Genomic DNA, 26,020 nt, shown 5'->3' on the forward strand with positions numbered 1-26,020 from the left:
ATAGTAACCAGGCGCATGGAAAGCCATCTACCGCGGTTATCCCCTTCACTCAGGTGGAAATCGCCATCCCTGAGCGAGAGGGATAGTGGTCATAGTAAGCAGGCGCATGGAAAGCCATCTACCGCGGTTATCTCCTGCGCTCAGGCGGATCCACATCCCTGAGCGAGAGGGATAGTGGTCATAGTAAGCAGGCGCTATGGAAAGCCATCTACCGCGGTTATCCCCTTCACTCAGGCGGAAATCGCCATCCCTGAGCGAGAGGGATAGCGGTCATAGCGTCGAGAGCCGCGAAGAACCTTCAGCTGCCTCGGTGGTAGCGGCCGATCGTGACCGGAAGTCGGGCGGTGGCGCTCAACCTGCCCGACAATACGCCGGCGACCGCGGACATCATCAGCGGTTTGTTCTCGTAAGCGCATAGATAAACCGGAACGTCGGGCGCTGTCAGCAGATCGTACGGAGTTCTCCCGGCGACGAGCGCGAATTTGCGGTCCGGCCGCTCCGCCAATGCGTGGATCAGCCTGGATTGGGCCGGGGAGAATCCGGCATCGTAAGAGACGAATACGACCGTTCCGCTTCCTTCCGCAGCCAGGAAACAGGACTCCGCTTCCCGATGCGTCGGTTCGATGCCGATACGCACTTCGCGCACCGCGTACCCTTCCGCTTCAAGCGCTGCCCCTAACGTCCACCGCTGGGCAATCACCTCGATGACTTCCGTTCCCTTGCGCGCTTCCGTCCAAATCACCGTAACGGTTCCGTTTTTCGGCAGGGGCAGCTCCGATCTTCCTTTTACGACGGTAACGGCTTTCTCGCTAAGCCGGCGGGCGACTTCGCCCGCAGCCGCCCTATCGGCGACCTGCGCTATGTCTCCGAATAGTCCGCGCGATTCCTTCAGCTTCCAAATCCGTTCCACGGCGTCGTCGATGCGCGATTCCGGGATCTCCCCTGCGTGCACGGCTTCCAAGACTGCCTCCAGCGCGGCGATCTGACGGTCGATCCGATGGCTGACAAGCACCAGGTCCGCGCCGGCTTGAATGGCCTGAACGGCGCCCCGAGCGACGCCGATCGTCTCCGATATCGCGTTCATTTCCAGGCAATCCGTCACGATGACGCCTTCGAAGCCGAGTTGTTCGCGGAGCAAGCCGGTCAATATCCGGCGGGACAGCGTAGCCGGTACCCCGTCCTCCTCGAATGCCGGAAAGACGACGTGGGCCGTCATGATCGAGTCGACGCCGCGTTCGATCGCCTTCCGGAACGGGACCAACTCGACCTGATCCAGCCGCTCCCGGTCATGCGGGACGACGGGCAGCTCGTAATGGGAATCCGAGGCCGTGTCCCCATGGCCGGGAAAATGCTTGGCCACGGCTGCCACCCCGCCACTTTGGTAGCCGGCGGCGGCCTCAGATCCCAGCCGGGCGACCTGCGCCGGATCCTCCCCGTACGACCGGACGCCGATCACCGGATTCCGGGGATTATTGTTGACGTCCAGGCAAGGGGCGAAGTTCATGTTGATGCCGATCGCCCGGAGCTCGGCAGCGGCCTGCTTCGCGGCTTCGAAGGTCAGACGCTCGTCGTCGGCCGCTCCTTGGGCCATGGCGCCCGGCATCACGGTGACGCCCTCCTCCAGCCGGACCACCATGCCGCCTTCCTGGTCGATGGAGAGGAACAGGGGCGTCTTCGCCGCTGCTTGAAGCCGTTCGGACAAAGCGGCGACCTGCGCCGCATCCTTCAGATTCCGGCGAAAATAAATGACGCCTCCGATCCCGTACTTCCGGATCAGCTCCAGAATGCCTTCATCCGGCTCCGTCCCTGCGAATCCGCACATGAACAGCTGCCCGATTTTTTCCCGAAGCTCCAATTGCCGCCAATCGATCCGCTCCGCCATGATTACCGTTCTCCTCCCGAAGGCCATGACGGCCGTGCCGCCATTTCGCCCTGCTTTTGATGCATTTCGCGAAATTCCGATGGAAGCATGCCCGTGTATTTGCTGAATACCCGGGTAAAATAGCGCCTCTCGGCGTATCCGACCATTTGGCCGACTTGGGTGACGCTTTTGTCGCTTAGCGCGAGCAGGGATTTCGCCATCTCCATCCGCTGCCTCGTCACGTATTCGACGAACGTTTCGCCGAAGTGCTGTTTGAAGAGCAGGCTGAAATAGCTCCCGCTGATCCCGAGATAATCGGCCAGCGTATCGATGCTGAGGTCCGAGGACAGGCTGCGTTCGATGAAATCCCGGGCGGAGAGCATGAGGACGTCGCTCGTTTTCTTCTTCATGACGCTGTCGAGCGAGCGGTCCACCAGTTGATTGATCACGGCCAGCGTATCCCGGACGCCAGGATTCCGGTCGATCCGCCTCCAGATCTCCGCCTCTTCTTCCCGCGACAGAACGTCGATCGCCCGCATTTCCCGAAACAGATGCAGGCAGAGGTAGTGAAGGATCGGCTCCGCCCGTTCCGCGGAAACGTCCGGCAGCCTGCGGAAGCTGTCGTTCAGCTCCTTGAGCGCGGTCTCCGTCCTTATCCGGTCGCACCTTTTGAGGCCGGTGACCATTTCTTCGATCCAATTCCACAGCAACTGGGACGACGAGTCCTCGGCAGCCCGGCTTTTCTCCGGCACGATGATGCCCACCGAAGTGGCCGGGGACAGGTTCAACTGCCTCTGCAGCGCTTTATGCGCTTGAGCCAATCGCTCGATCGGCACGGGCGCCGGGTGCAAGGCCACCCGGATGCCGAGCTTCAAATAATTGTCCACGGACGAAAGAAGCAGCTCCGCCCATTCGAGGATCCGGTTGCGGTCGAAAGGGTCGGACGGCCTCCGCTCGACGAGCACGCACCATTCCCCGCTCCGTACCTGCAGAACGGAATGGGGCAGGCTGAGGGAAGCGAGGCTCTCCTGCAAAATGTTTTGCACCGCGAAGTTCCATAGCTTCCGCTCCTTCTCCTCCCACGTGTGCTCCTTTTTGGAATAATCGGCGACGTCCACGAGCATCATCGCGAATGTCAGGCCTTCCTCCTCGGCTTCCCGCATCCGGAGGAACGAGCGCGCCGTCCCGCCTCCAAGATCGACAAGCAAATCGTACAGCACCTTCTCGTATGCGAGGTGAAAGACCCGCCGCCACTCCCTCTGCATCGTCTGCTGCTCATAGTTGCGCTCGCGGATTCCGTTCGCCAATCGTTCGACCGTGCGGGACAGCTCCTCATAATCGATGGGCTTCAGGATGTAGTCCTTCACCTCGTACCGGATCACCGAGCGGACGTAGCTGAAATCCTGGTATCCGGTCATCATCACGACTTCCGCTTCCGTATCGAAATCCCTCAGCTCCTCGAGAAACCGAATCCCGTCCATCACCGGCATGCGGATGTCGCAAAGGATGATCTCCGGCCGCTCGCGGCGGGCGATTTCGACCGCTTGTTCTCCGTTGCGCGCGATCCCGGCCACCTCGATGTCCAACGCTTCCCACGGAATGACCGCCTGCAAATTTTTGAGGATATTCGCCTCGTCATCCACCAGAAGCGCTTTAAGCCTCATGCGTATCGCCTCCCGCCGTTTTCGGAATGACGCATTTGATCACCGTGCCGAAGCCGGGAGAGCTGCACAAGATAAGCCCGCATGACGGACCGTAGTGGATGCGCAGCCGGTCGGCCACGTTGCCTAACCCAAGTCCCCGCCGTTCTCCGCTTTCCGGCGACTCCCCGTATATTTCCTCCAAGGACGTCTCCCCCCGCATGGCGAACAAAGCCAGCCGTTCCTCCGGGATTCCGATCCCGTTGTCTTCGACGAAAAAGGCAATACGGCCGCCTTCCTCCCTCGCCGTCACCCGGATGCGCCCCATATAGCCGATCCCTTCGAAACCGTGCTGGATGCTGTTCTCCACGAGCGGCTGCAGCGTCAGCTTCAGGATGTGCTCGCCAAGCAAATGCAGAGGCACGTCAATCTCGTACTCGAATAAATCGTCGAAACGGTATTTTTGGATTTCCAAGTAGCTGTGCAGATGCTCGAGCTCCTGTTCGACCCGGATTTCTTCCTTCTGCTGGATGCTGATCCTTAAAATTTTGGCGAGCATCCGTACCATCTTGCTGACTTTGCGCCCTTCGTTCTGAATGGCCAGAATGTTGATGGACTCCAGCGCATTGAACAGAAAATGGGGTTTGATCTGGGCCTGCAGCAGCATCATTTCGGCTTTGCGCTTGCGCCTCTGCTCCTGCTTGACGTCCTCGAGCAGTTCCGATACCCTGCGGACAAGGCGGTTGAAGCCCTTGGAAAGGCTAGTCGTCTCGTCGTTGCCCATCACCGGCACCTGCGTCGTCAAATCGCCCCGCTCCACGCGGCGCATCGCCTTGACGACCCGGTTGATGAACGAGATCGTCCGCCGGACGAACAACCGGTGAAACAGGACGGCGCAAGCGAGCGTGGCGATCATGATCGCCGCCATCCACCGGAGCACGATTTCCATGTCTCCGGACAAGTACCGCCACGGCGTGACGGACACGAGCTTCCAGCCATCGCGGATGCCCAAGCGCTTCAAATCTTGCAGGTCGGCGACGGACACCAGGCTTTTGACGCCTTGGAACGCGAGCGTTTTGCTCTGGTACTCGGCGGTCGAGAGATCCAGCCCCTGCTTGGAGGAGGTATCCGTCAAATCGGGAAAACGGGCCCCTTCGAGCGAGGCGAGCGAATCGTAGAGGACCGTGCCGTTCTTCCCGACGATCAAATAGCGGCGGTCGAGCTTGCTCTCGTTGCTGCCGTAAAAATCGAAAATTCGGTTCAGTTCCCTCATCTGGTAACGGATGACGAGAATGCCTTTATTCTTCAGCGTATCGACGTCCAGAAGGACGCGGATCTGCGTAAAGAGGTTGTTCGCGCCCGTAAGTCTGCTGTCCTCATAGGGGGCGATCCAGACCGGCGCGCCGTTTTTGCGGAGGACTTCTTCGTAAACCGGATTCGACTCCAATTCCTCAAGAGGGATCGTCGTGTCGGGAATGTAGTTGACCTTGATAATCCGTTTGTCGTTGCGGTACAGCGTCACGGACTTCAGGTCCGGGCTGGTAAGAAGCACCCGGCGCCTGAGCAGCTCCTGCTCGCGCAGGCTCTCGTACTCCTGGTTCTGCTTTTTCGCTTCCTCGCTGACGGCGCTCGGGTCGTACGCCCCTTGCAGGCTTTCCACGCTGTCTTTGGTCGTCACCCAGAAATCGGAGAACGCGTTGGCTTCCCGGATCATGTTGTTGATGTTGCGCCCGATCGCCTTGAGCGTCATTTCGGTCTGCTCGGCGTATTTGTCCTGATTGATATGCTGGAATACAAGATAGGAAACGCTTCCCAGAACGAACATCGGAACGATGATAAAAGCGATGAAGGCGGCGAAAATGCGTTTGGATAAACTCATGCAGCTGGTTCCCCTCCCTCTCCGTCGGGTCGTTCCATGTCCATTATAACAGGACGGTTTGCGACATTATCGTGATCGAGGGATAAAATTCTATCATGGGATCCCGAAATCTTACGCGGAAAATGCAAAAAAGCGGACCGAGGTCCGCTTGGAATTGTCGAAATACCATCTTGATCCCATGATTACTCGGGTAAGAAACGTTCCCGGACGTATTGCAGCAGCGGGCCGAACTGCCGCCCTTCCGTTCGGAACACAGGCCAGCCGCCCGCCAAGGCCGCTTGCTCCGCGACCGGCGACGGCCCCCGGAGAACGACGCCGATGATACCGTCCAGCCGGAGCAGCTCCGCATCCTCGTCGCTTCTTAAGAGAACGAGTTTCGGGCAGGGAGCGCCCTTAAACCCTTCGACGATGACGGCGTCCGCCCCCTCCTCTTCCATCGCGGCCAGCAGCTCTTCCAGAGACGCCGGCCGTTCCCGAACCCACGACGTCCGGGAGTCCGAGGCGAGCGCGGTCATGCACGCTCCCGCCTCCCTATGCCGCCTCGTATCGGCGCCTTCCGGCTCGGGATCGGCGTCGTGGGCGTCCCGTTTCACCGTTGCGACGCTCCTTCCACAAGCGGTGAACAGCCGGACGAGCTCGCAGGCGAGCGTGGTTTTGCCCGCGTTTTTGTACCCGGCCACCTGCAGCACGATCATGAGCCGAACATCCCTTCCGCCAGCGGAATGACCGTTACGAGCGCTCCCTGCTCCAACCCTTCCTTCAGCGGCGGAAGGACCACCAGGCTGTCGGCTTCCGCGATCGTCGTCATGAGGCTGGAGAAATCGTCACCGGCCGGCCGTACCCATACCGTGCCCTCCCGTACTTCCAGACGGCTTCGCACGTAACGGGAATAGGCGTTGACCTTGGGAAAAGCCTCCGCCAGCCGGGCTTGGATCGCGGCTCGTTCCGGCATCGGGTGACGCAGCATTGTCCTCAGCGCGGGCACGGCGAACAGCTGGAAACCGACGAAGCAGGCGCCCGGATTGCCGGACAGCGCGAGCAGCAGCTTGCCGTCCAGCACGGCCGCCGTCGTCGGGCTTCCCGGACGCATCGTCACCTTGTTGAACAGCGTCTCTCCTTCCCATCCGGCCAAGATGTCGACGAGGATGTCGCGGTCTCCGACGGAGACGCCTCCCGTCGTCAGGAGCAGGTCGCATTCGGCCAGTCCTCGCCGAATCATGGCTTCGGCTTCCTCCGGCCGGTCCGCCGCGCGGCCGTACAGCACCGGCTCCGCGCCGGCCTCCCGCAGCAGCGCGGCCAGCATCGGCGCATTGCTGTTGCGGATGCGCCCCGGCGCCAACGGTTCGGCCGCTTCCAGCAGCTCGCTGCCGGTGGCCAGCACCCCGACGCGCGGACGGCGCACGACGGGCACGCCGGCCATGCCGAGCGACGCCAGCAGCGCCGTCTCTCCGGCGCCGATGAGGCGGCTTTCGCCGAACAGCCGCACCCCGGCGGCAACCTCGCTGCCGACGTCCGCCACGTTGCGGCCCTTCGGCACGTGCTTTCGGATGCGCACGCAGTCCGCGCCTGCGCGCACGACCGTCTCCGTCATCTCGAGCATGACGACGGTATCCGCTCCCTCCGGCAGCATGGCGCCGGTCATGATGCGCGAAGCTTGCCCGGGGCCGACGACAAACCTGGGCACCGCTCCAGCCGGCAACGATTCCAGGACCTGAAGGAGGGCCTCTCCGGAAGACCCTTCGGCCGGCAAATCGGCCGCCCGAACGGCGTACCCGTCCATGGCGGAACGGCGGAAAGGCGGAAACGGGTGCGGTGCCGCGACCGGTTCCGCCAGCCGCCTGCGCCAGGCTTCAAAAAGAGGAACCGTTTCCGTTTCGAGAGGCCGGACGCGGGCAAGCACCCGGCCGAGCGCCTCTTCGGGAGACACGGCCTGGCGCCGGAAGCGTTCGGGCAAGGGGGAAGTTGTCATCGCAGCTAGGCTCCTTCAGGGAATATCGGGATCACGGCCAAGCCGGACTCCCTTATAATCTTCGGGGGTATCCACGTCCTCCGCGAACGTGTCCGGAACGCCGGCAGCCCGGAAATCCTCTTCCGCCATTCCGGTCCAGGAGATTCGATCAAGCAAGGCGAACATCCTTCGTTCGCCTTGCTCAAGCAGTTCCCCGGCGGTCAGGCCGACGTCGCTTCGGTAAACCGCGTGAAACGGCTGCGGCCTGCCGCCGATCATGGGAAGCGCGGCCGCAGCACCCTCGCGGAGAAGCCGGTCGAGCAGCAACGAAGCCGCCCGGCTGTCCGCCCAAGGCTGATCGCACGCCAGCAGCCAAACATACGGGTTGCGGACCGCGGCGAAGCCGGCATGCACTCCGGCAAGCGGCCCTTCGCCTTCGTAGAGATCCGGGACGACGGCAACGCCGTAGCGCACCCGCAGCTCCCGGGCAAACTCGCCTTCGCCCGCGACGACGATCACCTCGTCCGTCCAGGCGGCCGCCGTCCGGATCTGCCGGTCGATGAACGCTTCGCTTCCGACCGTAAGCAGCGCCTTGTTCCGGCCGCCCATCCGGCGTCCCCGGCCTCCTGCCAATATGACCGCCGACGTCTTCATCCTGCATTCCCCCGGTGGATCCGTAATCAGCTACATTTTAACTTCCGGCCAAATAATCGACAAGCTTCTCCGCCGCCTGTCGTCCCTGGTCGACGCAATCCGGCAGTCCGACGCCCCCGAAGGGCTGACCCGCGGGCAGCACGCCGGGCAGCCGCTCGCCCAGCGCCGAGAGAAAAATGTCCGCGGCATGACGGTGCCCGACCGGATATTGAGGCATCGATCGGCGAAGGCGCGTGATCTCCGCGAACGCCGGCTCGGTGTCCACGCCCAATAGCGCCTTCAAATCGCGGCGGACGCCGGCCGTGATCTCCTCGTCCGAGAGGTCGACGTTGCCTTCTTCCCCGGCGCGGCCGACGTAGCAGCGGACGAGGCGTTTGCCTTCCGGCGCGGTATGCAGCCATTTGGACGACGTCCAGGTGCTGGCCGTGATCAGGAAGCCTTCCCCGCGGGGCACCAAAAATCCCGAGCCGCCGAGCGGGTGGCCGATCCCTGCCTCGCCGAAGCCGAACACGACGTTGGCCACCGAGACGTAGTTGATGTTCCGCATGGCCGAGACGTCCGCGTGCGGGTCCAGCAAGTCCGCGATGCCGGAAGCCGGCAAGGCGACCACGACTGCGTCCGCGTCGACGGGCGCTCCTGCTTCGAGCGACAATCGGTACGCAGCTGGACCGAAACTTGACGCGTTTTCCCGCTTCGACAACGCGACGGCTCGGGCTCCCAGCCGGATGTCGCAACCATACGCCCGCAGCTTCGCCTCAAGCGCCTCGATCACGGCGGACAGTCCGCGGCGGAACGTCAGAAACACGGACCCGGCCGCCCGGACTGCAGGCTCGCCCACCGACCCCTGCGCTTGCGAGGCTTTGCGGTTTTCCGCCATGCCCCGGATCAAGCTGCCGTACTGCCGCTCCAGCTCGCGGAATTGCGGAAACGCGGCCTGCAGGCCGAGCGCGTACAGGTCGCCCGCGTAAATGCCCGCCAGCAGCGGCTCGAATATCCGTTTCACCATCTCCGGCCCGAAGCGCCTCTCGAGAAACGCCCCGACCGTCTCATCCCCGGCCCCGGCCGGCGCCGGCGGAATGTCCCTTTCCTCGAGCGCCCTTCGTTTGCCCTCGTCCGACAAGAGTCCTGTCTTGAGGAAGGCATCCCCATCGACCGGCACGCCCATGTACAGGCCGGCCGGCATCGGATGCAGCTCGCCGTCGCGCACGATGTACGTCTTCTTCGCCTGCGGGTTCGTTCCCGTAAGCTGATCCTCCAGCCCGAGCTCTTCGGCGAGCCGGACCATGGGCCTCTTCCGGGCTAGAAACGAGTCCGGCCCGCGTTCGATGAAGAAGCCGTCCCGACGAAGCGTATCCACCCGCCCGCCCAGCCGTTCCGATCCTTCGAGAAGCGTCACGGAGATCGGCATCCCGCGCTCCTCGGCCGCCCGGTATAAATAAAAAGCGGCGGAGAGGCCCGTCACGCCGCCTCCCACCACCGCCACTTTTCGAACGTCATGATGACGATCCATTATGAAGCCGCCTCCCCAAGCGCCCGCACCGATTCGGCCAGTGCCGCCATATACCGGGGGTCGTCATTCAGCATCTCGATCCGCTCGAGTCGAATGCCCAAGCCGGACGCGTGCTTCTTCGCTTCGAGATCGATGTCGTACAGCACTTCCAGATGGTCGGAGACGAATCCGACGGGCGCCACGAGCACGTCCTTCACGTCCTCCGCCGCCAGTCGGTCCAGCGTTTCCAGGATGTCCGGTCCGAGCCAAGGCTGCCCGGTCTTGCCGGCGCTTTGCCAGGTGAACTGCCAATGCTCCACGCCGGCCGCGGACGCGACCGCGCGGGAAGTTTCCAGCAGCTGCTCCGGGTACGGATCCTTCATTTCCAGGATTTTCTCCGGCAGGCTGTGGGCGCTGAACAGCACCATGACCCGGTCCTTCCGATCCCCGAACCGATCCAGCGCCCGAGAGACCCGATCCGCCAGCGCTTCGATCAAGGAGGGGTGCAGGTGATACTGCTTCACGAAAGACATCGCGATGCCGCGTTTGTCCGCTTCTTCTTGGGCTCTCTTGATATAGCCGCCGACGCTCATGGAAGAGTACTGGGGCGTGAGCACGATGCCGACGGCCTGCGTGACGCCGTCTGCCGCCATGGCCGCGACTCCGTCTTCGATGTACGGCGGAGCGTGCTTCAACCCTTGGTAGCAAACGTAACGTCCGGGTCCCGCCATCCCGTCGAGCGTCCTTTGCAAGGCCGCGACTTGCCGGTCCGTATTCTCCCGGAGCGGAAACACGCCGCCCACGATGGCCTTGTAACGGCCCGTCAACTCTTCGAGCTGCTCCGGCGTCGGCGGGTGTCCCCGGCGGATGTGGGTATAGTAAGATTCGACCTTGTCCAAGCTTTCCGGCGTGCCGTACGACATGACGAGCACCCCTACCGGTTTGGCATTCGCTTGCGTCATGATTTCACCTCCGGACGAAGCTTCTCAGAGGAATATTCGTGAATGAAGGCGGTCAAATCCCGGAGCTTGTCGAGCGAAGCTTCGGGGAACAATCCGTGTCCGAGATTGAAAATGAAGCCGTCTTGCCGCATCCCTTCGTCGAGCAGGCGCTTGGCATGTTCCCTGATGACCGAGTCGGGCGCCGTCAGGACGTACGGATCCAAATTCCCCTGGATCGCGAAACGGCCATCCGTCCGGAGACGGCCTTCCGTCAGCGGCACCCGCCAATCGAGCCCGACGACGTCCGCACGGAGGTCCGTCAGCGAGGACAGGAGCTCCCCGGAGCTGACCCCGGGGAAATAGATTTTGGGAATCGGCAGGTCGTCGATCTGGTCGAAAATGCTCTTCACGTGGGGCAGCACGAATTCCCGGAAATCGTGCGGCGCCAGCGTTCCGACCCAACTGTCGAAGAGCTGGACCGCTTTGGCGCCGGCCACGTAGTGCGCCCGCAAATACGCCGCAGCCATGTCGGCCAGCTTGCCCATGAGTTGGTGCCATACCGCGGGCTCCCCGTACATAAGCGCCTTCGTCAGCCGGTAGGACCGGGTCGGTTTCCCTTCCACGATGTAGCTCGCCAGCGTGAAAGGCGCGCCCGCGAACGTGATCAGCGGAACGTCAAGCTCCCGGCCCAGGATCCGGATCGTCTCCAGGACATGGGACAGGTCCTTCTCGACGTCGATCGGCTTCAGCCGCTCCACGTCGGACGCGCTTGCGACCGGATTATGGATAACCGGTCCCACGTTCTTGACGATGTCGAAATCGATGCCGATCGAAGCGACGGGATTCATGATGTCGGAATAAAGAATCGCGGCGTCGACCCCGAGCTTGCGCACCGGCATGAGCGTGACTTCGGCCGCCAGCTCCGGCTGGCGGCAAATTTCGAGCAGCGAATATTTTTCTTTGATTTTGCGGTAATCGGGATCGTACCTGCCGGCTTGCCTCATGTACCAAACGGGCACCCGGTCGACGGGCTGTTTGCGGCACGCGCGGATAAAACGGTCGTTGTAAGCCATCCGGCAACCTCGCTTGCTTGTCTGGAATGGTTGTTCTTTCTTCCCATTATGCCCTTTATGCAAACCGCCCACAACCTGGCAGGGGCCGGGGAGTATGACAAATGAATGACAATCGGATTATGGTATACTGACTCTACGGCTTGGGACGGACCGGAAGGAGCAAGGAATGCATGCATCGATGGAAAGTCAATTTGGCGGTTCTATGGTTCGGCAACTTTCTCGTGATGGCGGGCATGACGATGATCACCCCGTTTTTGTCGCTTTACCTGAAACAAGATCTCGGCCTGACGAACGAGCACGAAATCGGCGTTTGGGCAGGGCTTATCTTCGCGGCGAACTTCGTGACTTCGTTCCTGTTCCAGCCGCTGTGGGGCAAGCTGTCCGACCGATATGGCCGCAAAATCATGCTGCTCCGCTCCGGATTCGGCATGGCGCTCGTCATGGCCTTGATGGGCTTCGCGCAGACGCCGCTCCACTTGCTCCTCCTCCGGATGGCGAACGGGACCATCTCGGGCTACACGCCCGCAGCCGTCTCGCTCGTGTCCGCCTCCACCCCGAAGGAACGGATGGGCTTCGCCATGGGGACGCTCCAGTCCGGCGGCACGGCCGGCGTCATCCTCGGACCGTTCCTCGGAGGCTTGATGGCGGACACCTTCGGCTTCCGCCCGATTTTCTACATCACCGGATCGCTGCTTTTCATCGCCTCGGCTCTGTCCTGGATCATGGTGCGCGAGAATTTCGACCGCTCCGCCGCGGCGAGGGCCCCGCAGTCCAGCGTCGTCAAAGGCTTCCGCGAGCTGATGGGAATCCCGCAAATCCCGGTTCTGCTTTCCGTCACCCTGCTTATCCAATTCGCCATGCTGAGCCCGATGGCGCTGATTCCGCTCTACGTGGAGAAGCTGAACGTCGCCCCGGAAAACCTCGGCTTCTGGTCCGGATTCGTCGGCTCGGTCACCGCCATGTCGAACATGATCTGCTCCCCGCTGCTCGGACGGCTCGGCGATAAAATCGGAGCGACGAAAATCCTCATGATCTCCCTCGCGGGAGCCGCCGTCATGTTCGTGCCTCAGGCGTTCGTCGGCTCCGTGGACGAGCTGCTCGTCTGGCGGTTCCTGCTGGGCTGTTTCATGGGCGGCCTCATTCCGACCGTGAACGCGCTGCTGCGCAAGCATACGCCCGACGGCATGGAGAGCCGGGCGTTCGGGTTCAACGGCAGCGCAGCCTCGGCAACATGCTCGGGCCCGTGATCGGAGGCGCCTTGTCGGGACCGATCGGGATCGGGGGACTTTTTCTCCTGTCCGCGGCGATGCTCTTCGCGACGGGCGTCTGGTTCTATTTCACGACGGCCAGGGCAAGGCCGTCGTAAGCGGGCAGGTGCGCGCCGGTTAACCGCGGGTCTTGCGCGATCCGCCGGTTGAATTCGCGCATCGCCATCACCGACGGCCCCTCTTTGCCAGGGTCGATCGTACGTCCTCGCAGAAGCGTGTTGTCGGCGGCGATCAGCGCTCCCGGACGGGCGAGCCGGATCGCCTGCTCCAAATAGTGCGGATAATTCTCCTTGTCCGCATCGATGAAGAAGAAGTCGAAACGCCGGCCCTCCCTGACGAATCGCTCCAGAGAGCCCGAAGCGTCCCCGATGACCGTCTCCGAACGGTCCTTGTAGCCGGCGGCCGCCAAGTTGCCTCTCGCGAATTCCGCATAATCCTCCCTGATTTCCAGGGAGGTCAGCCTGCCTTCCGGCGGCATTCCCCGGAGCAGGCAGATGGCGCTGTATCCGCCGAGAGCCCCGATTTCCAGCACGTCATGCGGCCGCGCGAGCGTCGCCAGCAGCGTAAGCAGGCGACCGTAAGCTGGCGCGACGGAAATTTCCGGCATCCCCCGCTCCCGAATTCCCTCCAGCACGCGCTCCAGATCGGAATCCTTTGCGAATAGCGAATCCAAATAGTTTTCCACGGGTTCGCTCATCTCTGTCCACCCCTTCCAAAATGAACCGTTAACGAAACTTATTCTCCCATTTTATCGTATATGGGATGTCATATCATTATTTTCTCCTTATTACGCCATCATTTGAGGATTGTAAAACTTTCGGCGTTCGGGCTATACTGAACTTTGATTTCCGGAAAAGGAGCCACCGATTCATGCTCACGCAGTTGCAGTCCGCCGCCCGCAAAGGCTTGCGGATTTCTTGGAACGGATTCCGCTACATCCCTTATGGAGCCGCGGCGCTTCTGATCGTCTCGATGCTGTTCAAGCTGGCTTACCTGGACCGCCATTTGAACGTCGGAGGCATGAACCATTGGAAATGGGAAGTCAACCTCGGCGCGATGATGCTGGCAACCTTCTGGACGGCCTTCCTGGGGCCGCGGGCACGGATCGCGTCGATCGTCGTCCTGGACCTGCTGCTCTCGGCGGTAATTTTCTCCGACCTGGTCTACTTCCGCTATTTCAAAGATTTCATTTCCGTTCCCGTTCTCATGCAGGCCGGGCAGGTCAGCTCGCTGCAGGATAGCATCTCGAGCCTGATCATTTACAAAGACGCCATCTACTTCGCCGACTTGCCTTTCGCGATCCTGATCGCGGTGTGGGTGTTCCGGAACAGCAGCCCCAAGCGGGGCTATCGGCCGCCCGGTACGCGTCGCTTCCAGCTCTCGATCCGGCTGCTGACCGGCATTCTCGCGTTCGCGATCGGCTATCAGCTGATCGCCATCCCCGTCGAGCAGCAGAAAAACGGGTGGGCAGCCGGCTTATTCGAAGGCAACTGGTGGAATGTGCCGATTTATAACGTCACCGGATTGTTCGGCTTCCATGGGTATGACGCATACCGGTACGCCAAGGAGAATTGGCTCGGCGGAGGCGTCACCGAAGAGCAGATCCAGCAGGCCAAAGATTGGATTAACGAACGGCGACAGCTGCAGAAACAGGCTGAATCCGACCCGCTGTTCGGCGCGTACAAAGGCAAAAACGTCCTTGTCGTGCAGGCGGAAGCGTTCCAGGCGTTTCTGATCAACCAGAAGATCGGCGGCCAGGAAATTACGCCGAACTTGAACAAGCTGATCGGCCGGAGCGTCTATTTCCCGAATTTCTACCACCAGACGGCAAACGGCCGGACGTCCGACGCGGATTTCGCGACGAGCTGCTCCTTCCAGCCGGTCTCCTCGGGATCGGTATTCATTCGCTTCGCCAGCCACGAGTTCGACTGCCTGCCGCAAGTGCTCAAGGCCGAAGGGTACGGAGCCACCGTCCATCACGCGTACGACGGCAGCTTCTGGAATCGCAACAACATGTACCACAACATGGATTACGACAAATTTTACAACATCAAGGATTTCAAAATCGACGAGCCGCTCGGCTGGTCCCTCGGAGACAAGTCGTTCTTCCGCCAGACCGTGCAGCAAATCGCGGACCGCGATAAATATCCCTTCTACGCCATGGCCATCACGCTGTCCAGCCACCATCCGTACGCCATCGGCAAGCACGATCTCGATGTCGGGAATCTGAACGGAACGCTGCTTGGCACGTACATCCAGGCGGCCCACTATGTGGATGAGGCGGTAGCCGTCCTGGTCGACGAGCTGAACAAAGCCGGACTCTGGGACGATACGATTCTGATGTTCTACGGTGACCATGACAATTCGATCAACAACTGGGACGATTATGCCAAACTGTTCGGCAGACCGGTGACCGAGCTGGAGAAGAGCACGATCCTGAAAAAAGTGCCGTTCTTCATTCACCTGCCGAACGACGAACATGCGGGCGTGAACGAGAAAGCGGTCGGCCAAATCGATACGGAACCGACAATCCTCCATTTGCTCGGCATTCAGGCCGAGAATTACGCGATGATGGGCGTCAGCATGATGTCCTCCGCTCCCAAAAACGTCGTGTTCCGCAACGGCGGTTTTACGGACGGAAACGTCTTTTTCGTTCCCGGCAGCGAAGGCATCTTGGGCCGCGGGACTTGTTATTCCATGAAAGACGGGTCGGTCCAGGACGCCTCCGTCTGTCTCCCCGGCGCGCAGCAAGCGCGAACCGAGCTGCAAATATCCGATCGGATCGTGGACCACGATCTGGTGCCGAGGATGAAAGAAGAGACGGCTCAAAAGTAAGAACAAAGACCGTTCCGCGCCAGTTGTTCGACTGAGGCGGAGCGGTCTTTTTTACGGGATTCCCGCTTATTTCACGAACCGGCGCGCTTTTTCCACCGCTTCGTCCTCCGTGGGAGCCGTGACGTAACGGCCATTGATGAATACGAAGGCATAACGGGAGCAAGGTCCGCAGTAGGATTTGCAGCCGACCTTCACTTCCGTGCCGGGGGCGATTTTCTGCAGCTTGGACACCATCGTTTTCACCCGGATGTGGCGGCACTTGTCGCAAATCCGGATGTCGTTATGACCCGCTCCCGGCGCGCCGCCTGGATTCGTCTGTTCAATGGTCGCCATGGTTGCCTTTGCTCGGGTTGGTGATGACGAAACCCTCTTTCGGAAAATATAAGTAGTCGATTTTCACGCCGTCCAGCAGCTCTTCGCCGCTCGTGAGCAGGACGTCGATGCCTTTGTCCGTCGCGACGACTTCGTCCTTGTCGGTAGGCACGCCCAAATCCAGCCCGTAGTGGGCATGGTCTCCGTGACTGTGCGTGATAATGACGCGAAGCTTTTTGCCTGCGTTCTCCTGCTTGTCCAGCTCTCGCCGGAGGACATTGGCCGCGTTGCGGGTAATTTTGCACTTCATGGTTTTCCACTCCCGTCATGGTCTCGCTCTATTGTAATGGTTTCCTGCGCCGTTTTCCAGCGCGTATTTGCGCTCCATGTACCGGGCGAACCAAGCGGCGGCCAAGGCGGTTACCGCCGCATCGTCGATCGGGACGAACGGCATCAGGTCGGGGAGGACCCAGTACAATGCGACGGGGACGATGAACAGAAGCTTGTCCCCGAGACTCACTTGCGGGGAACGCAAAATTTTCCATACGCGGGATGGCAGACGGCTCCAGAGACGGGTCAGGGATTTTTTTCGGGTCATGGGGGCTTCCTCCTGCCTTTCGGCATGTTCGACTGCGATTGCTCCCAGTTTACCCTAACGGTCGAAGATGAATCTACTCCGGCAAATCGAGCGCCTCGGCGAGCAACCGGTTCAATCGCTCCGAGATGCTTGGAAACTCCGCAAATGGCAGAGGGTTGCGCCCGAAGCCCGCTTCCACCGTAAATCCGGGTCTGCCGAACGCCTGAAGGAACCAATCCTTGTAGCCGGCGTCGCTTCCCTCCAAATAAACCGCGCGGTAACCGGAAGCCTCCGCCAGCCGCTCCGCCCAGCTTCCCGACTCCGGCGGCTCGTGGCCCCGGTAATTCCAATAAATTTCCTCTCCCTGCGTATGGAGCGCGATCACGGCGTGAAAATCCATCCCCGCCGTCCATTCCGCCAAAGAGAACGCTTCCGGCTCGCTGAGCGGGGCGGGGCCGCCGTAATCCCGAGGCCCTGGGCCCGGCGTCTGCCTGCGCTCGCGCTCTTCCTCCCAATGGGCGGGAAATTGGTCGTTTAAGTCCACGCCTCTCGCATTCGCTTTCCAATCTTCGAACCGGAGGTTGCCTCCGTTCCAATGTAACAGCTCCCGGTAAAACGGATGGCCGGGTTGCAGCCCGGTCTGAACCAATTCGACGCCGTCGGGATTCAGCATGGGAACGATCCAAAGCGAGGTTTTCCGGTACAGCGCCGACGCCGGCTTCCCGCCCACCGTCCCCTGAGTGCAGCATGCCGCGGCGTATTGTTCCGCGAAATGCATGACGAGAGGGGTCGTGATCCATTCGTTGGCGTGGCAGCTCGCGTTAAAATGCCATCGGAACGGCCCTTCCCCGATCCGGAACGCGTAAATCGGCTTGCCCAGCACGCTGCAGCCGATTGAGCAAACCGACAAGAAAGGATAGCTTAAAACCAACCTTTGTAGATCGCGAGACAGCTCCGTCCATCCGTATCGGTATTCCTCCGGCGACAGTTCCGTCCGTCCGTTTCGGTTTTCCTCCGACAACCCGCTCCCTCCTCTTCCCGGGATGATATTGATGTATGAGGGACTCCGGCTCCGTATGTCCCTTCCTGGCAAAAGAAAATCCCGGAATCGGCGGGTCGAATTCCGGGATTTCCATGGTAGGTGCGGCGGCCGGTTATGCTCCGATATTGGGAACCCGCCACACGACGGGTGTCAGACGGATATGTTCGCCCAGCCACGATTGGGCGATTTCTTGGAACTTGCGCGGATCCCCGCTGCAGAAGAATTGGTGGATCGGCACTTCGTCCCGTCCCGCCAACTGATTATTTTCATGCAAAATCGTACTAATCTCTCTGGCCGTTTCCTCTGCCGAACTGATGAGACCGACTTCCGGCCCCATCACCTCGGATATCGTCTCCGCCAAAAACGGATAATGGGTGCATCCGAGAATGAGGCAGTCCATCGCTCCCTGCTTAATCGATTCCAGCGCCGAGGACACGACGCGGTACGTTTCCTCCGAACGGAAATTTCCGTCCTCGACGAGCGGCACGAAATCCGGACATGCTTTCGTAATGACTTCTAGGCGCGGCGACAGCCTGCGGAGCGCATGTTCGTAAGCTCCGCTCTTGATCGTGCCTTCGGTTCCGATGACGCCGATCACGCCGGTCTTCGAGCGGCCGATCGCCGCCCGGGCTCCGGGATTGATGACTCCGACGACGGGGATGCTCACCCGGCTGCGGATATCCTGAAGGGCGACAGCCGTCGCGGTATTGCAGGCAATGACGATCATTTTGGGTTGATACTGAAGCAAATAATCCACGATTTCGCGGGTAAAACGGATGACTTCTTCCGCAGGCCTGGGTCCGTAAGGCGTCCGAGCGGTGTCGCCCAAATACAAAATTTTCTCCCGGGGCAATTGGCGCATCACTTCTTTAACGACGGTCAGTCCGCCCACTCCGGAGTCCAGGACTGCAATCGCCTGCTGCACGAGAACACCGCTTTCTTCAGATAAGATGGGGTCGATTCTTGTTAGATTATGAGGCCCTTCCGCAAAAGGTACCTACATCTTAGCCTATATCCAGACAAGGTTCAAGGCGGTGAAAAAGCGCGCAGCCCGGCGGGAGCGGGCTGCGCGCTTACAGGCTTCCTTGCTCGGCTGGAATCAACGCACCGCGGAATGATCCTCCGCTCCCGGCCGTTCGTCCGATTCGGTTTCGCCCGCTTCCGGTTCGGCGATTCCCTTGCGGGAACGGATATCCGTGACGAAGCGTCCCGCGGCGTGCTTGGCATCGGAAGCGAACTCCGAAGTCCGTTTCGCCAGAGTCTGCACCGCAGCCCCGGCTTGCCGTCCGACTTCGGCGGTTTTGCCGCCTACCTTCTGGGCCGTCGCCGAGATGTCTTTCCGAAGCTCCTTGCCCGATTTCGGCGCGAAGAGAAGCGCGGAAACGGCACCCGTGACCGCACCGGTCAAAGCGCCCCACATAAACGACTTCAAAACTTTTTTGTCTGCCATGCGATTTCACTCTCCTGAATGAGGATCCGCACTCGCTCCCGGGTAATCGTCTTCCCCGAACGGTTCCGCCGGCTTGCGGGCTCGCAGGACTTGCCGCAAATACCGAACGATCCCGGCCATACCTTCGGCTGGCTCGCCCGGCATGCCGCCATCCCGTTCCGCCGATCGGCGGAACGTCAGCCGGTCATGCCAATAGGAAGCGGCATTCGCGGCTGCCTGCGCCGCGGTTTCAGCGGCTTCCCCTACAGCTCTCGCTCCCTCCGCGAGCCGTGCGAAGCCGCTGACCGTTTGGCGGCATAGCTCTGCCATATCACGGACCTCTTGCGCCAGACGCGTGTATTCGTCTACCGCCTCGTCGGCTTTATTCGCAAGCCGCAACGCCATCCGATCCCACCGCCGCAGCATGCCGAACAGACGGAATACCGCTGCCGATATCGCACCCGCTACTGCCAGCAAGCCCAAAGCTGCCGCATACGCGGCGATATCCCATGCCATCGGTAACCCCTCCCGGTTTCCCCGCCGTTTCACCCGGGCGAATGCCCATGCGGTTAGTGACAGTATAGTAAGCAGGCGCTCGTCTTGACACTGCGGACAAACGGATCTTTTTTACGGTCTCCGTCGATTGCACCGTTACGACTATCCCGTTCGCTCAGATTCAATCCGTTGCGTCGTGCGTCCACTCCTCTGACCCCTCCATTTTCCGGACCCCATTACTTTTCTCCGGCAAACTATGACCACTATCCCCTTCGCTCAGATCAACGATGTCCGCTGTTCCCAGCTCAGGCTATCCATGATCAGAGTCCCTTTCGCTCCGGCAAACTATGACCACTATCCCCTACGCTCAGGTCAACGATGACCAGTGTCCCTTTCGCTCAGGAGGTGCTGCGCAAATTCTTTCGCAACCGGTAAAATCCCCTGAAGTATCCCGTTACCTCAGAATAAAAATAGGATGAGATCCCGATCATGTTTTTCCACCCATCCTACACTAAGAAAGAATGAACCCTTTGACAAGGCCTCTTCCAGCCCTCCAGCATTCAGGATAAATTTTCAATTTAGCACTTGATAAGCGAACATTTGTTCCGTAAAATAAAAAGCAAAGGGAACAAAAGTTGGATATCCAGTAGAGCAGGTGATGGAGATGGACGAAGCTGAGTTCGAGAAATTTTGCTGCAGGTATGAGCGTGAAGAGGACTGCATAAAGGCTCTTTTTCAGATCAAATGGCCCGACGGCTTCCGTTGCCCGCTATGCGGTCATCGGCAATACTACCTCATTCGGACTCGTCGCCTGCCTCTCTACGAATGCCGGGAATGCGGCCATCAGACCTCCTTGACCGCTGGAACCATTATGGAAGGAAGCCGCTTACCTCTGCGTTCTTGGTTTCGCGCCTTCTATCTGCACTCCCAGAGCTCGGCAGTCAGCGCTCTCCGTTTGTCCGAAATCATAGGCGTCACTTATAAAACCGCTTGGCTCTTGGGCCATAAAATCCGCCACGCCATGAGCCGCGCAGACGAACGTCAGCTGCTCGGCGGGCTAGTCCGAATCACTCCTGCTTTATATGGACGTGCCCACAATTCTACTATTTATCGGCATCCTCAAGAGCATCCGCTGCTCGTAGGTGCAACCATTAACGGGGAAGGGATACCCGAGACGATCAAAATCAAACAAGTGCCAAGCGAAGATATCGTGATGAGATCCGCCAGCCATAACGGGGTAAGGAATTTCCAGATGAAACACGTGAAACCGGATGCGACGGAGATCATCTCGGACTTGGGACGGTCCATCCGTCTACGTTCGAATCCTCTCATGCGACTCGGAAAAATGGCGGCAACCTGGTTGAATGCCACATTCAAAGGGATCGGTCCCAAGCATTTGCAAGCTTACTTGGATCAATATTGTTACCTCACAAATCAAGCCATCCTTTGTACCCCTTCCGTTAGCCAGTGCATAAGTTTGGGCACCCGATTTGCCAGGATTACGTATCGGGAACTTGTCTCTCGTCCTTCTCGAATTCCCGTCGTTAAAGACTATTTCCAGGTGCTGAAAACCAACAAGAGGAAACGGGCAGGATAACCGGACGTCCCGGCGCAAGTATCCGCAAAACGTCTATCGCACTTTCGGAATGGATTTCGTTCTGTTTTTGGCATCTGCACAGTGTGAGTTTCAACGCGGAGTTTCCATGTCGGTTGGAGATGCAAGACACAGCAAAAGTGGATGCGCTCGTTTCGCGTGTCTCGAAAACTGCGCAGTTTGTTTGCGTTCGACGTTTTGACTCGTGTCTTCATGAGAATATGATCGGTGTTCGATTCAACGTGGGCAAATCCGTCTGCTCTTGAAGCCCTTGTCTCTTCCGCATAGAATTTTGTTTGCCGTTCTCTCTTTTTACACTAGATGTGGATGGGGATACCTTCGGGAAATATGGCAGCCTCTTAACACATCGCTTCTACGGCATTCTGCTTACGGACCCAATCATACTGAGCGTAGTCAATAGCACCCATAGGGCCGGGGGAAATGCCAAATGAGGAAATACTTCGGGTAAATGATGTCCATAACGTGTTAATACTCCTGAGCGAGGTAATTGATCGGGGCCATAACGTGGCAATGCTCCTGAGCGAGGTAATTGATCGGGGCCAAAACGTGGCAATGCTCCTGAGCGAAGTAAATAAGTTCATAATGTGTTAATACTCCTGAGCGAGGTAAATAGTGGCCATAATATTGGGGAGCCCGGATACACGAACTTCGTCGCCCAGACAAAGAAAAAACCAACCGCACGCGGCTGGGTTCGGTCTTTGCTCGGAATTAACGTTGAGGCAAAGAAGCTTGGTTTTTGCGAATGGCGTACGTACAGCGCTGCCCCCCGTCAGCCAGGCATTCTGTGCGCTCTACCTCCGCGTCCAACAATCGCTCGAACAGTTGGCGCTCGCAATGGCAAGCCTGGCGGTAACGATTCGCTACTTGGGCAACTGGACAATTGTATTCATAAAGCTTATAGGCGCCCGGCTCATCCGCATCGGGAGCCCAATCGGTCATGTAGCCGCCGGTATTCTGAATTGCCGCAAGCTCGGCTACCCGTTCCTCCAGCGTCAAGTCCTGCATCCGGTCCCGATACCGTGTCTCAAGCTTATCCCGGCGTCCTTCGAACATCCGGTCGATGATTTCGCTGCCACCGGGCTGCCCTTCCAATTCGCTGAGCAGATCAAGCGTCAATTGCGGGTAGTTTTTCGGAAAGAGATCGTCCGCTTGCTCGGTGAGAGAATATCGATAGGATGGCCTTCCCATGGCCTGTCTGACCAAGGAGGAGCGGATCAAGCCGTCTCTCTCCATGGTCTGGATGTGCCGACGGACGGCCATCTCGGTAATGCCCATCGCCTTGGCCATGTCGCTGGTGCTGCAATTACCCTGTGTCTTCAGCATCTGAAGCAATTGGCTTCGGGTTGAACGATCTTCCTGCGGCAGCATGAGCATCCCCTCCTTCTCCACCGTCCATTGGCAGCATGATCGACAAGGACCAGTCGTTGAATTCATTGTACCGGAAAGGTCCCTAAACGTAAATCGCTCCTGCAGCGGATTCCATCATTTCCCCAATTCCCGGCGCAAATAATCCGACACGTATTCCTGAAAACGGCGCAACAGGTCCGGCAGTTCGGGGGTTAACGGATGCAGCCGGTCACGGGGCCATTGGTGATATTCCTGAACCAGCGGCTTGCGAAGCCCCACCAGTGTACGAAGCGGTTCGGCCACCTCAGATGGCACGACTCCTTCGCCTGCGATAATATCCACGATATCCTCATAACTGCTGGCGTCCCTCATCAGAAAACCGTCGATCAGACAGCTTCCCACATCCGTTACGATTTCTACGGAGAGGTGGAGGGCCCTCTCCTGCGCGAGTCCTTGCAGGAGCGTTCCTTTCCAGTCGGAAACGGCCTCCGTCAACGCTTGGGCGATATCCGGAATGCAGGCCAACCGCGCGTCTATGCTTTCCCGGTTTACGTAGTACACCGCCTCCGGCCTCCTTCTACTTGCGTTTCCGTCTTCCCCTGCGCTTCAGCCAGACGATCATCACGACCGCGCTAACCAGGACGACCAGCAGATAAGTCAGCATCTCGAACAGATCGCCGTTGCCCATGTCCGTTTTTTCCGCGAGTAAAATGTTCGGCGCCATATCAGTTCTCATAGTCGACGCTGATCGAGGATTCCCTCACCCGCGACATATGCTCAATCACTTTCTGATGAACCGGATGAACCTGGTATGCTTGCAATGCCTCCAAGGATTCGAAACGGGTCGTCAGGGCGATGTCGTAAGAACGCTCCGAGTGAACGACGTCGATGCCGACCTCAATGAAAAGGAGTTCTTCGATTTTGCCTTCCATGTCGCGAAGGACTTGCGCCGTACGCTCGATGTTTTCAGGCGAACGATCCTTTAATTTGAACAATACGATATGCGTGATCAAGGACAAATCCCCTTTCCGTTATCTGTTGGTATTCTGAGGGCGTTCCCCGTGCATACTACGGGCAACATTCGGCCGAAGGGAGAACCGACATGCGTATGCGTTATCCCGTCACCCTAGCCTTCACGCTGTTCGGCGCCGCGTTATGCTTGTTCAACTATTCCGGTTACGATCCCCACAACGTGTTCCTATTCATGTTCAGCGTTCCTATTTGGTTCGTGGAACTGTTCTCGGACATCCACCGGGTAAACGTATGGCTCATGTATTTGCTGACGTTAATCAGCTACGCGCTGATCGGATATTTGGCCGATTTGGGCATCGCACGCTTACGGACCTGGAAACATATGTAGCGGAAATGGATTATCCGGCATAACGGGAAAAAAGGAGCCTGGGAAGGCTCCTTTTGGCGTCATGACACGATGATGGTGGCTTTCATGCCGGCATGGCCCTGTCCGCACATAATCGAGCAATGCAGTTCATACGTGCCAGGCTTGTCGAACGTGACTTCCTGGGTCGGATTGTTCTCGTTCAGGTCGATGCCCAGATCTTTGATCGCCGCGCCATGTTTCCCCAGCGAATTGGAGAATTTGATCCTGTATTTCGTGCCGGCTTTGACGTGGTATTCCTTCTGATCGAACTCAAAGTTCGAAGCCGTAATTTTAAGGAGCTCCTGCCCCTCCGGCAAAACTTCCTCATGCGGTTTTTCCGGCAGCCCGGACGCCAGCAAGTAGACGCCAAAGGCGCATGCGACGGTTACGATCGCGGACATGATCCATTTGTACATCGAGTGCTCCCCCTGCTCATCAAAAATGTCTACCTCTTATATTACCTAAAGTGGCGGATTGAACTCAAGCAGGGATTCAAGAAGAACCGGCAACTTTTTTTCACATTTGACAAATTGATGAACGTCGAGAACCGCCGCTTATTTGCGCTGTCTGCCGCCATTGCCGTCATTGTCATTGCCATCATTGCCATCATTGCCTTCATTGCCATCATTGCCATCATTGCCTTCATTGCCGCCATTGCCGCCATTGCCGCCATTGCCGCCGTTATTCCTGTCTCGCAAGATTTGAACCATGCGCCTGAGATTGTTGGGAAGCGGCAAGCCGAGCTTCCCGTAATTCTCCAGCACGGACAGCAGCTCATTGACGACATAAAAGGATATCGCGCCTCCCATTACCATCGTCGTCCCGAGGAGCACGTCCACCCGATGCGCCAGCAGGATGACCAGCAGCATCAATCCTTTTTTGCCTAGTCCCCAAAAACCGACGTTGCTGTTCAGCCCCGTACCGCTTCGGATGGCCGCAAAAACGCCGGTGATATAGTCGACCCCCATTAAGACCAGCAGAAGCGTTAACGATTCCTGCCAAATGCCAAAGGAAAAGGTGATGACGGACCCTAGAATCGCCGTTACAATACCTGCTTGAAGCTGCATCCCATCCCCTCCCCAGTTGAAACACCGCTACAATCCAGCGTATGAAGAAGTGGACAAGTCGGTAACGGCTTATACCGGTGCGTACGCTGCGTGCCGCGAGGATCTTATCGCCCCCGATGAATACCAACGCAAATAACAAACGGCAGCGAGCGTTCGATTTCAGCGAACTTGCCTGCCGATCCTGACCGAACTCGCCCAGCATGCTGTTAGGTTCCCGGCAAAGCACGCTGGAAACCCATCCTGGAACGTACGGCGATTTCCCATAATGACTCCCGGTGTGCGATCGACCATCTTGACACCCATTTCAGTCGGGCAAGCATCACGAGTTGTCTGTGCCGAATATGCTGTCAACATCAATCTGCGAGGAGGGATTTGCGAATGCGCGTAGAACCCGTAAAGCCCGTTAAAACCGTTCCGATGCCGGCACCGAATATACCGGCGGCACCCATAACGAATATGCCGGTCATGCCGGTTCCGATGGCTCCCGTCCATGACAATGCCTACTATTATCCGCATCACCATCACCACCATCACTTCCATCCGCATTACTATTATCCGTGCCACCCTTGCGGTTGGCATGACGAATGGCTGCTGCGCAAGAAATGACGCAGCCCCCGTCAGGCGGACACTGACGGGGGTTGGCACGATCCAGAACTCAATCTGCGGGGAACAAAAACGGCAAAACAAAAAGGACACCTTCGATCGAAGATGTCCTTCGTTTGTCCGACCCTGTTCGTCGACTTGTCGACTCCAGAGACGGCTCCTGCCTGGCGGCGTCCTACTCTCCCAGGACCCTGCGGTCCAAGTACCATCGGCGCTGGAGGGCTTAACGGTCGTGTTCGGGATGGGTACGCGTGGAACCCCTCCGCCATTGCCACCAGATCGGATCTCGTGCGACGAAGTCGTCACGAACCGCGAGGCTGCATGCGGTGTTGCGGAGCAACACGTTGCAGACTTGCGTATACAAGGTTGTTTACACCTTGAAAACTGGATGCGAAACGAAACGTCGTGCTGATTGATGAAACACCGTGCAAACCTGTGGGCTGCTGCGTAGGATAAGCCCTCGACCGATTAGTACCCGTCAGCTGCACGCGTTGCCGCGCTTCCACCCCGGGCCTATCAACCTGGTGTTCTTCCAGGGGTCTTACATACTGGGAAATCTCATCTTGA

At 59.0% G+C, this 26,020-nt stretch carries 27 protein-coding genes, 2 rRNA genes and 1 pseudogene; 5 read left to right on the forward strand and 25 right to left on the reverse strand.

Going from position 1 to position 26,020, the window contains the following annotated elements:
- Window positions 1–298: 298 nt before the first annotated feature.
- The 9 genes from nagZ to hemE form a co-directional block, all read right to left on the reverse strand.
- Entirely contained in the window at window positions 299–1,882 is a 1,584-nt protein-coding gene (gene nagZ, locus GE107_RS02945) for a beta-N-acetylhexosaminidase (protein WP_219637951.1), read from the reverse strand.
- Between the two features lie 2 nt (window positions 1,883–1,884).
- Window positions 1,885–3,525 (reverse strand): response regulator, encoded by a 1,641-nt coding sequence (locus GE107_RS02950; RefSeq protein ID WP_219637952.1) that lies wholly within the window; start codon window positions 3,523–3,525, stop codon window positions 1,885–1,887.
- Complete coding sequence (locus GE107_RS02955) at window positions 3,515–5,380, reverse strand: sensor histidine kinase (RefSeq protein WP_219637953.1); 1,866 nt, start codon at window positions 5,378–5,380, stop codon at window positions 3,515–3,517. The genes GE107_RS02950 and GE107_RS02955 overlap by 11 nt, the downstream gene beginning before the upstream one ends.
- Before the next feature lie 182 nt (window positions 5,381–5,562).
- Window positions 5,563–6,075 (reverse strand): molybdopterin-guanine dinucleotide biosynthesis protein B, encoded by a 513-nt coding sequence (gene mobB, locus GE107_RS02960; RefSeq protein ID WP_219637954.1) that lies wholly within the window; start codon window positions 6,073–6,075, stop codon window positions 5,563–5,565.
- Entirely contained in the window at window positions 6,072–7,349 is a 1,278-nt protein-coding gene (locus tag GE107_RS02965) for a molybdopterin molybdotransferase MoeA (protein WP_219637955.1), read from the reverse strand. Before GE107_RS02965 ends, mobB begins: the two co-directional genes overlap by 4 nt.
- Before the next feature lie 15 nt (window positions 7,350–7,364).
- Window positions 7,365–7,982 (reverse strand): molybdenum cofactor guanylyltransferase, encoded by a 618-nt coding sequence (mobA, locus tag GE107_RS02970; RefSeq protein ID WP_219637956.1) that lies wholly within the window; start codon window positions 7,980–7,982, stop codon window positions 7,365–7,367.
- 37 nt (window positions 7,983–8,019) lie between these two features.
- Window positions 8,020–9,492 (reverse strand): protoporphyrinogen oxidase, encoded by a 1,473-nt coding sequence (gene hemG, locus GE107_RS02975; protein WP_219637957.1) that lies wholly within the window; start codon window positions 9,490–9,492, stop codon window positions 8,020–8,022.
- On the reverse strand, window positions 9,492–10,433 hold the full coding sequence (hemH, locus tag GE107_RS02980; RefSeq protein WP_219637958.1) for a ferrochelatase: 942 nt from the start codon (window positions 10,431–10,433) through the stop codon (window positions 9,492–9,494). Before hemH ends, hemG begins: the two co-directional genes overlap by 1 nt.
- Window positions 10,430–11,485 (reverse strand): uroporphyrinogen decarboxylase, encoded by a 1,056-nt coding sequence (hemE, locus tag GE107_RS02985; RefSeq protein ID WP_219637959.1) that lies wholly within the window; start codon window positions 11,483–11,485, stop codon window positions 10,430–10,432. Before hemE ends, hemH begins: the two co-directional genes overlap by 4 nt.
- Window positions 11,486–11,655: 170 nt before the next feature.
- On the opposite strand from hemE, the pseudogene GE107_RS02990 reads away from it, so the two are divergent.
- Window positions 11,656–12,851: pseudogene (locus GE107_RS02990) on the forward strand (MFS transporter).
- Here the strand turns inward: GE107_RS02990 and GE107_RS02995 are convergent.
- Entirely contained in the window at window positions 12,818–13,450 is a 633-nt protein-coding gene (locus tag GE107_RS02995) for an O-methyltransferase (protein ID WP_219637960.1), read from the reverse strand. The pseudogene GE107_RS02990 and the gene GE107_RS02995 sit on opposite strands and share 34 nt — an antisense overlap.
- A gap of 173 nt (window positions 13,451–13,623) precedes the next feature.
- Between GE107_RS02995 and GE107_RS03000 the strand changes: the two genes are divergently transcribed.
- Window positions 13,624–15,588: an LTA synthase family protein gene (locus GE107_RS03000; RefSeq protein ID WP_219637961.1), complete on the forward strand. Its 1,965-nt coding sequence runs from the start codon at window positions 13,624–13,626 to the stop codon at window positions 15,586–15,588.
- A 66-nt stretch (window positions 15,589–15,654) separates the two neighbouring features.
- On the opposite strand, the gene GE107_RS03005 is transcribed toward GE107_RS03000, so the two are convergent.
- The 7 genes from GE107_RS03005 to GE107_RS03035 form a co-directional block, all read right to left on the reverse strand.
- The gene (locus GE107_RS03005) at window positions 15,655–15,921 is read right to left on the reverse strand and encodes a YuzB family protein (protein ID WP_219637962.1); all 267 of its coding nucleotides are present in this window, start codon (window positions 15,919–15,921) and stop codon (window positions 15,655–15,657) included.
- On the reverse strand, window positions 15,908–16,210 hold the full coding sequence (locus GE107_RS03010) for an iron-sulfur cluster assembly accessory protein (protein WP_219637963.1): 303 nt from the start codon (window positions 16,208–16,210) through the stop codon (window positions 15,908–15,910). The genes GE107_RS03005 and GE107_RS03010 overlap by 14 nt, the downstream gene beginning before the upstream one ends.
- A gap of 15 nt (window positions 16,211–16,225) precedes the next feature.
- Window positions 16,226–16,498, reverse strand: a complete 273-nt coding sequence (locus GE107_RS03015; protein ID WP_219637964.1) for a hypothetical protein — start codon at window positions 16,496–16,498, stop codon at window positions 16,226–16,228.
- Window positions 16,499–16,571: 73 nt separating this feature from the next.
- The gene (locus tag GE107_RS03020) at window positions 16,572–17,498 is read right to left on the reverse strand and encodes a M14 family metallopeptidase (protein WP_255570105.1); all 927 of its coding nucleotides are present in this window, start codon (window positions 17,496–17,498) and stop codon (window positions 16,572–16,574) included.
- Between the two features lie 133 nt (window positions 17,499–17,631).
- Window positions 17,632–18,444, reverse strand: a complete 813-nt coding sequence (gene racE, locus GE107_RS03025; RefSeq protein ID WP_219637965.1) for a glutamate racemase — start codon at window positions 18,442–18,444, stop codon at window positions 17,632–17,634.
- Window positions 18,445–18,618: 174 nt separating this feature from the next.
- Window positions 18,619–18,969, reverse strand: a complete 351-nt coding sequence (locus GE107_RS03030) for a YtxH domain-containing protein (RefSeq protein ID WP_219637966.1) — start codon at window positions 18,967–18,969, stop codon at window positions 18,619–18,621.
- 6 nt (window positions 18,970–18,975) lie between these two features.
- Window positions 18,976–19,464 carry a hypothetical protein gene (locus tag GE107_RS03035; RefSeq protein WP_219637967.1) on the reverse strand — a complete coding sequence of 163 codons (489 nt, stop codon included), beginning with the start codon at window positions 19,462–19,464 and terminating at the stop codon, window positions 18,976–18,978.
- Window positions 19,465–20,107: 643 nt separating this feature from the next.
- Between GE107_RS03035 and GE107_RS03040 the strand changes: the two genes are divergently transcribed.
- A complete protein-coding gene (locus tag GE107_RS03040) occupies window positions 20,108–21,040 on the forward strand; it encodes a transposase (RefSeq protein WP_219637968.1) in 933 nt (310 codons plus the stop codon).
- A 726-nt stretch (window positions 21,041–21,766) separates the two neighbouring features.
- Here GE107_RS03040 and GE107_RS03045 read toward each other — a convergent pair.
- The 4 genes from GE107_RS03045 to GE107_RS03060 form a co-directional block, all read right to left on the reverse strand.
- Window positions 21,767–22,426, reverse strand: coding sequence for a helix-turn-helix transcriptional regulator (locus tag GE107_RS03045; protein WP_219637969.1), 660 nt, complete (start codon window positions 22,424–22,426; stop codon window positions 21,767–21,769).
- A 114-nt stretch (window positions 22,427–22,540) separates the two neighbouring features.
- Window positions 22,541–22,966 (reverse strand): DUF86 domain-containing protein, encoded by a 426-nt coding sequence (locus GE107_RS03050; protein ID WP_219637970.1) that lies wholly within the window; start codon window positions 22,964–22,966, stop codon window positions 22,541–22,543.
- A gap of 16 nt (window positions 22,967–22,982) precedes the next feature.
- The gene (locus tag GE107_RS03055; RefSeq protein WP_219637971.1) at window positions 22,983–23,129 is read right to left on the reverse strand and encodes a hypothetical protein; all 147 of its coding nucleotides are present in this window, start codon (window positions 23,127–23,129) and stop codon (window positions 22,983–22,985) included.
- Window position 23,130: 1 nt separating this feature from the next.
- Window positions 23,131–23,418 carry a Dabb family protein gene (locus GE107_RS03060; RefSeq protein WP_219637972.1) on the reverse strand — a complete coding sequence of 96 codons (288 nt, stop codon included), beginning with the start codon at window positions 23,416–23,418 and terminating at the stop codon, window positions 23,131–23,133.
- An 89-nt stretch (window positions 23,419–23,507) separates the two neighbouring features.
- Between GE107_RS03060 and GE107_RS03065 the strand changes: the two genes are divergently transcribed.
- A complete protein-coding gene (locus GE107_RS03065) occupies window positions 23,508–23,765 on the forward strand; it encodes a hypothetical protein (RefSeq protein ID WP_255570106.1) in 258 nt (85 codons plus the stop codon).
- A gap of 59 nt (window positions 23,766–23,824) precedes the next feature.
- Here the strand turns inward: GE107_RS03065 and GE107_RS03070 are convergent, their stop codons facing one another.
- Both GE107_RS03070 and GE107_RS03075 read right to left on the reverse strand, forming a co-directional pair.
- Window positions 23,825–24,199: a cupredoxin domain-containing protein gene (locus GE107_RS03070; protein ID WP_219637973.1), complete on the reverse strand. Its 375-nt coding sequence runs from the start codon at window positions 24,197–24,199 to the stop codon at window positions 23,825–23,827.
- Window positions 24,200–24,337: 138 nt separating this feature from the next.
- Window positions 24,338–24,850 carry a phage holin family protein gene (locus GE107_RS03075; protein WP_219637974.1) on the reverse strand — a complete coding sequence of 171 codons (513 nt, stop codon included), beginning with the start codon at window positions 24,848–24,850 and terminating at the stop codon, window positions 24,338–24,340.
- Between the two features lie 378 nt (window positions 24,851–25,228).
- Between GE107_RS03075 and GE107_RS03080 the strand changes: the two genes are divergently transcribed.
- On the forward strand, window positions 25,229–25,456 hold the full coding sequence (locus tag GE107_RS03080; RefSeq protein ID WP_219637975.1) for a hypothetical protein: 228 nt from the start codon (window positions 25,229–25,231) through the stop codon (window positions 25,454–25,456).
- Between the two features lie 159 nt (window positions 25,457–25,615).
- On the opposite strand, the gene rrf is transcribed toward GE107_RS03080, so the two are convergent.
- Window positions 25,616–25,732 (reverse strand): 5S ribosomal RNA (rrf, locus tag GE107_RS03085).
- A 169-nt stretch (window positions 25,733–25,901) separates the two neighbouring features.
- Window positions 25,902–26,020: ribosomal RNA gene (locus GE107_RS03090) — 23S ribosomal RNA — on the reverse strand; the annotation flags it as partial.

It is taken from the genome of Cohnella sp. CFH 77786, assembly GCF_019400745.1.
In the GTDB taxonomy this organism is placed as follows: Bacteria; Bacillota; Bacilli; order Paenibacillales; family Paenibacillaceae; genus Cohnella.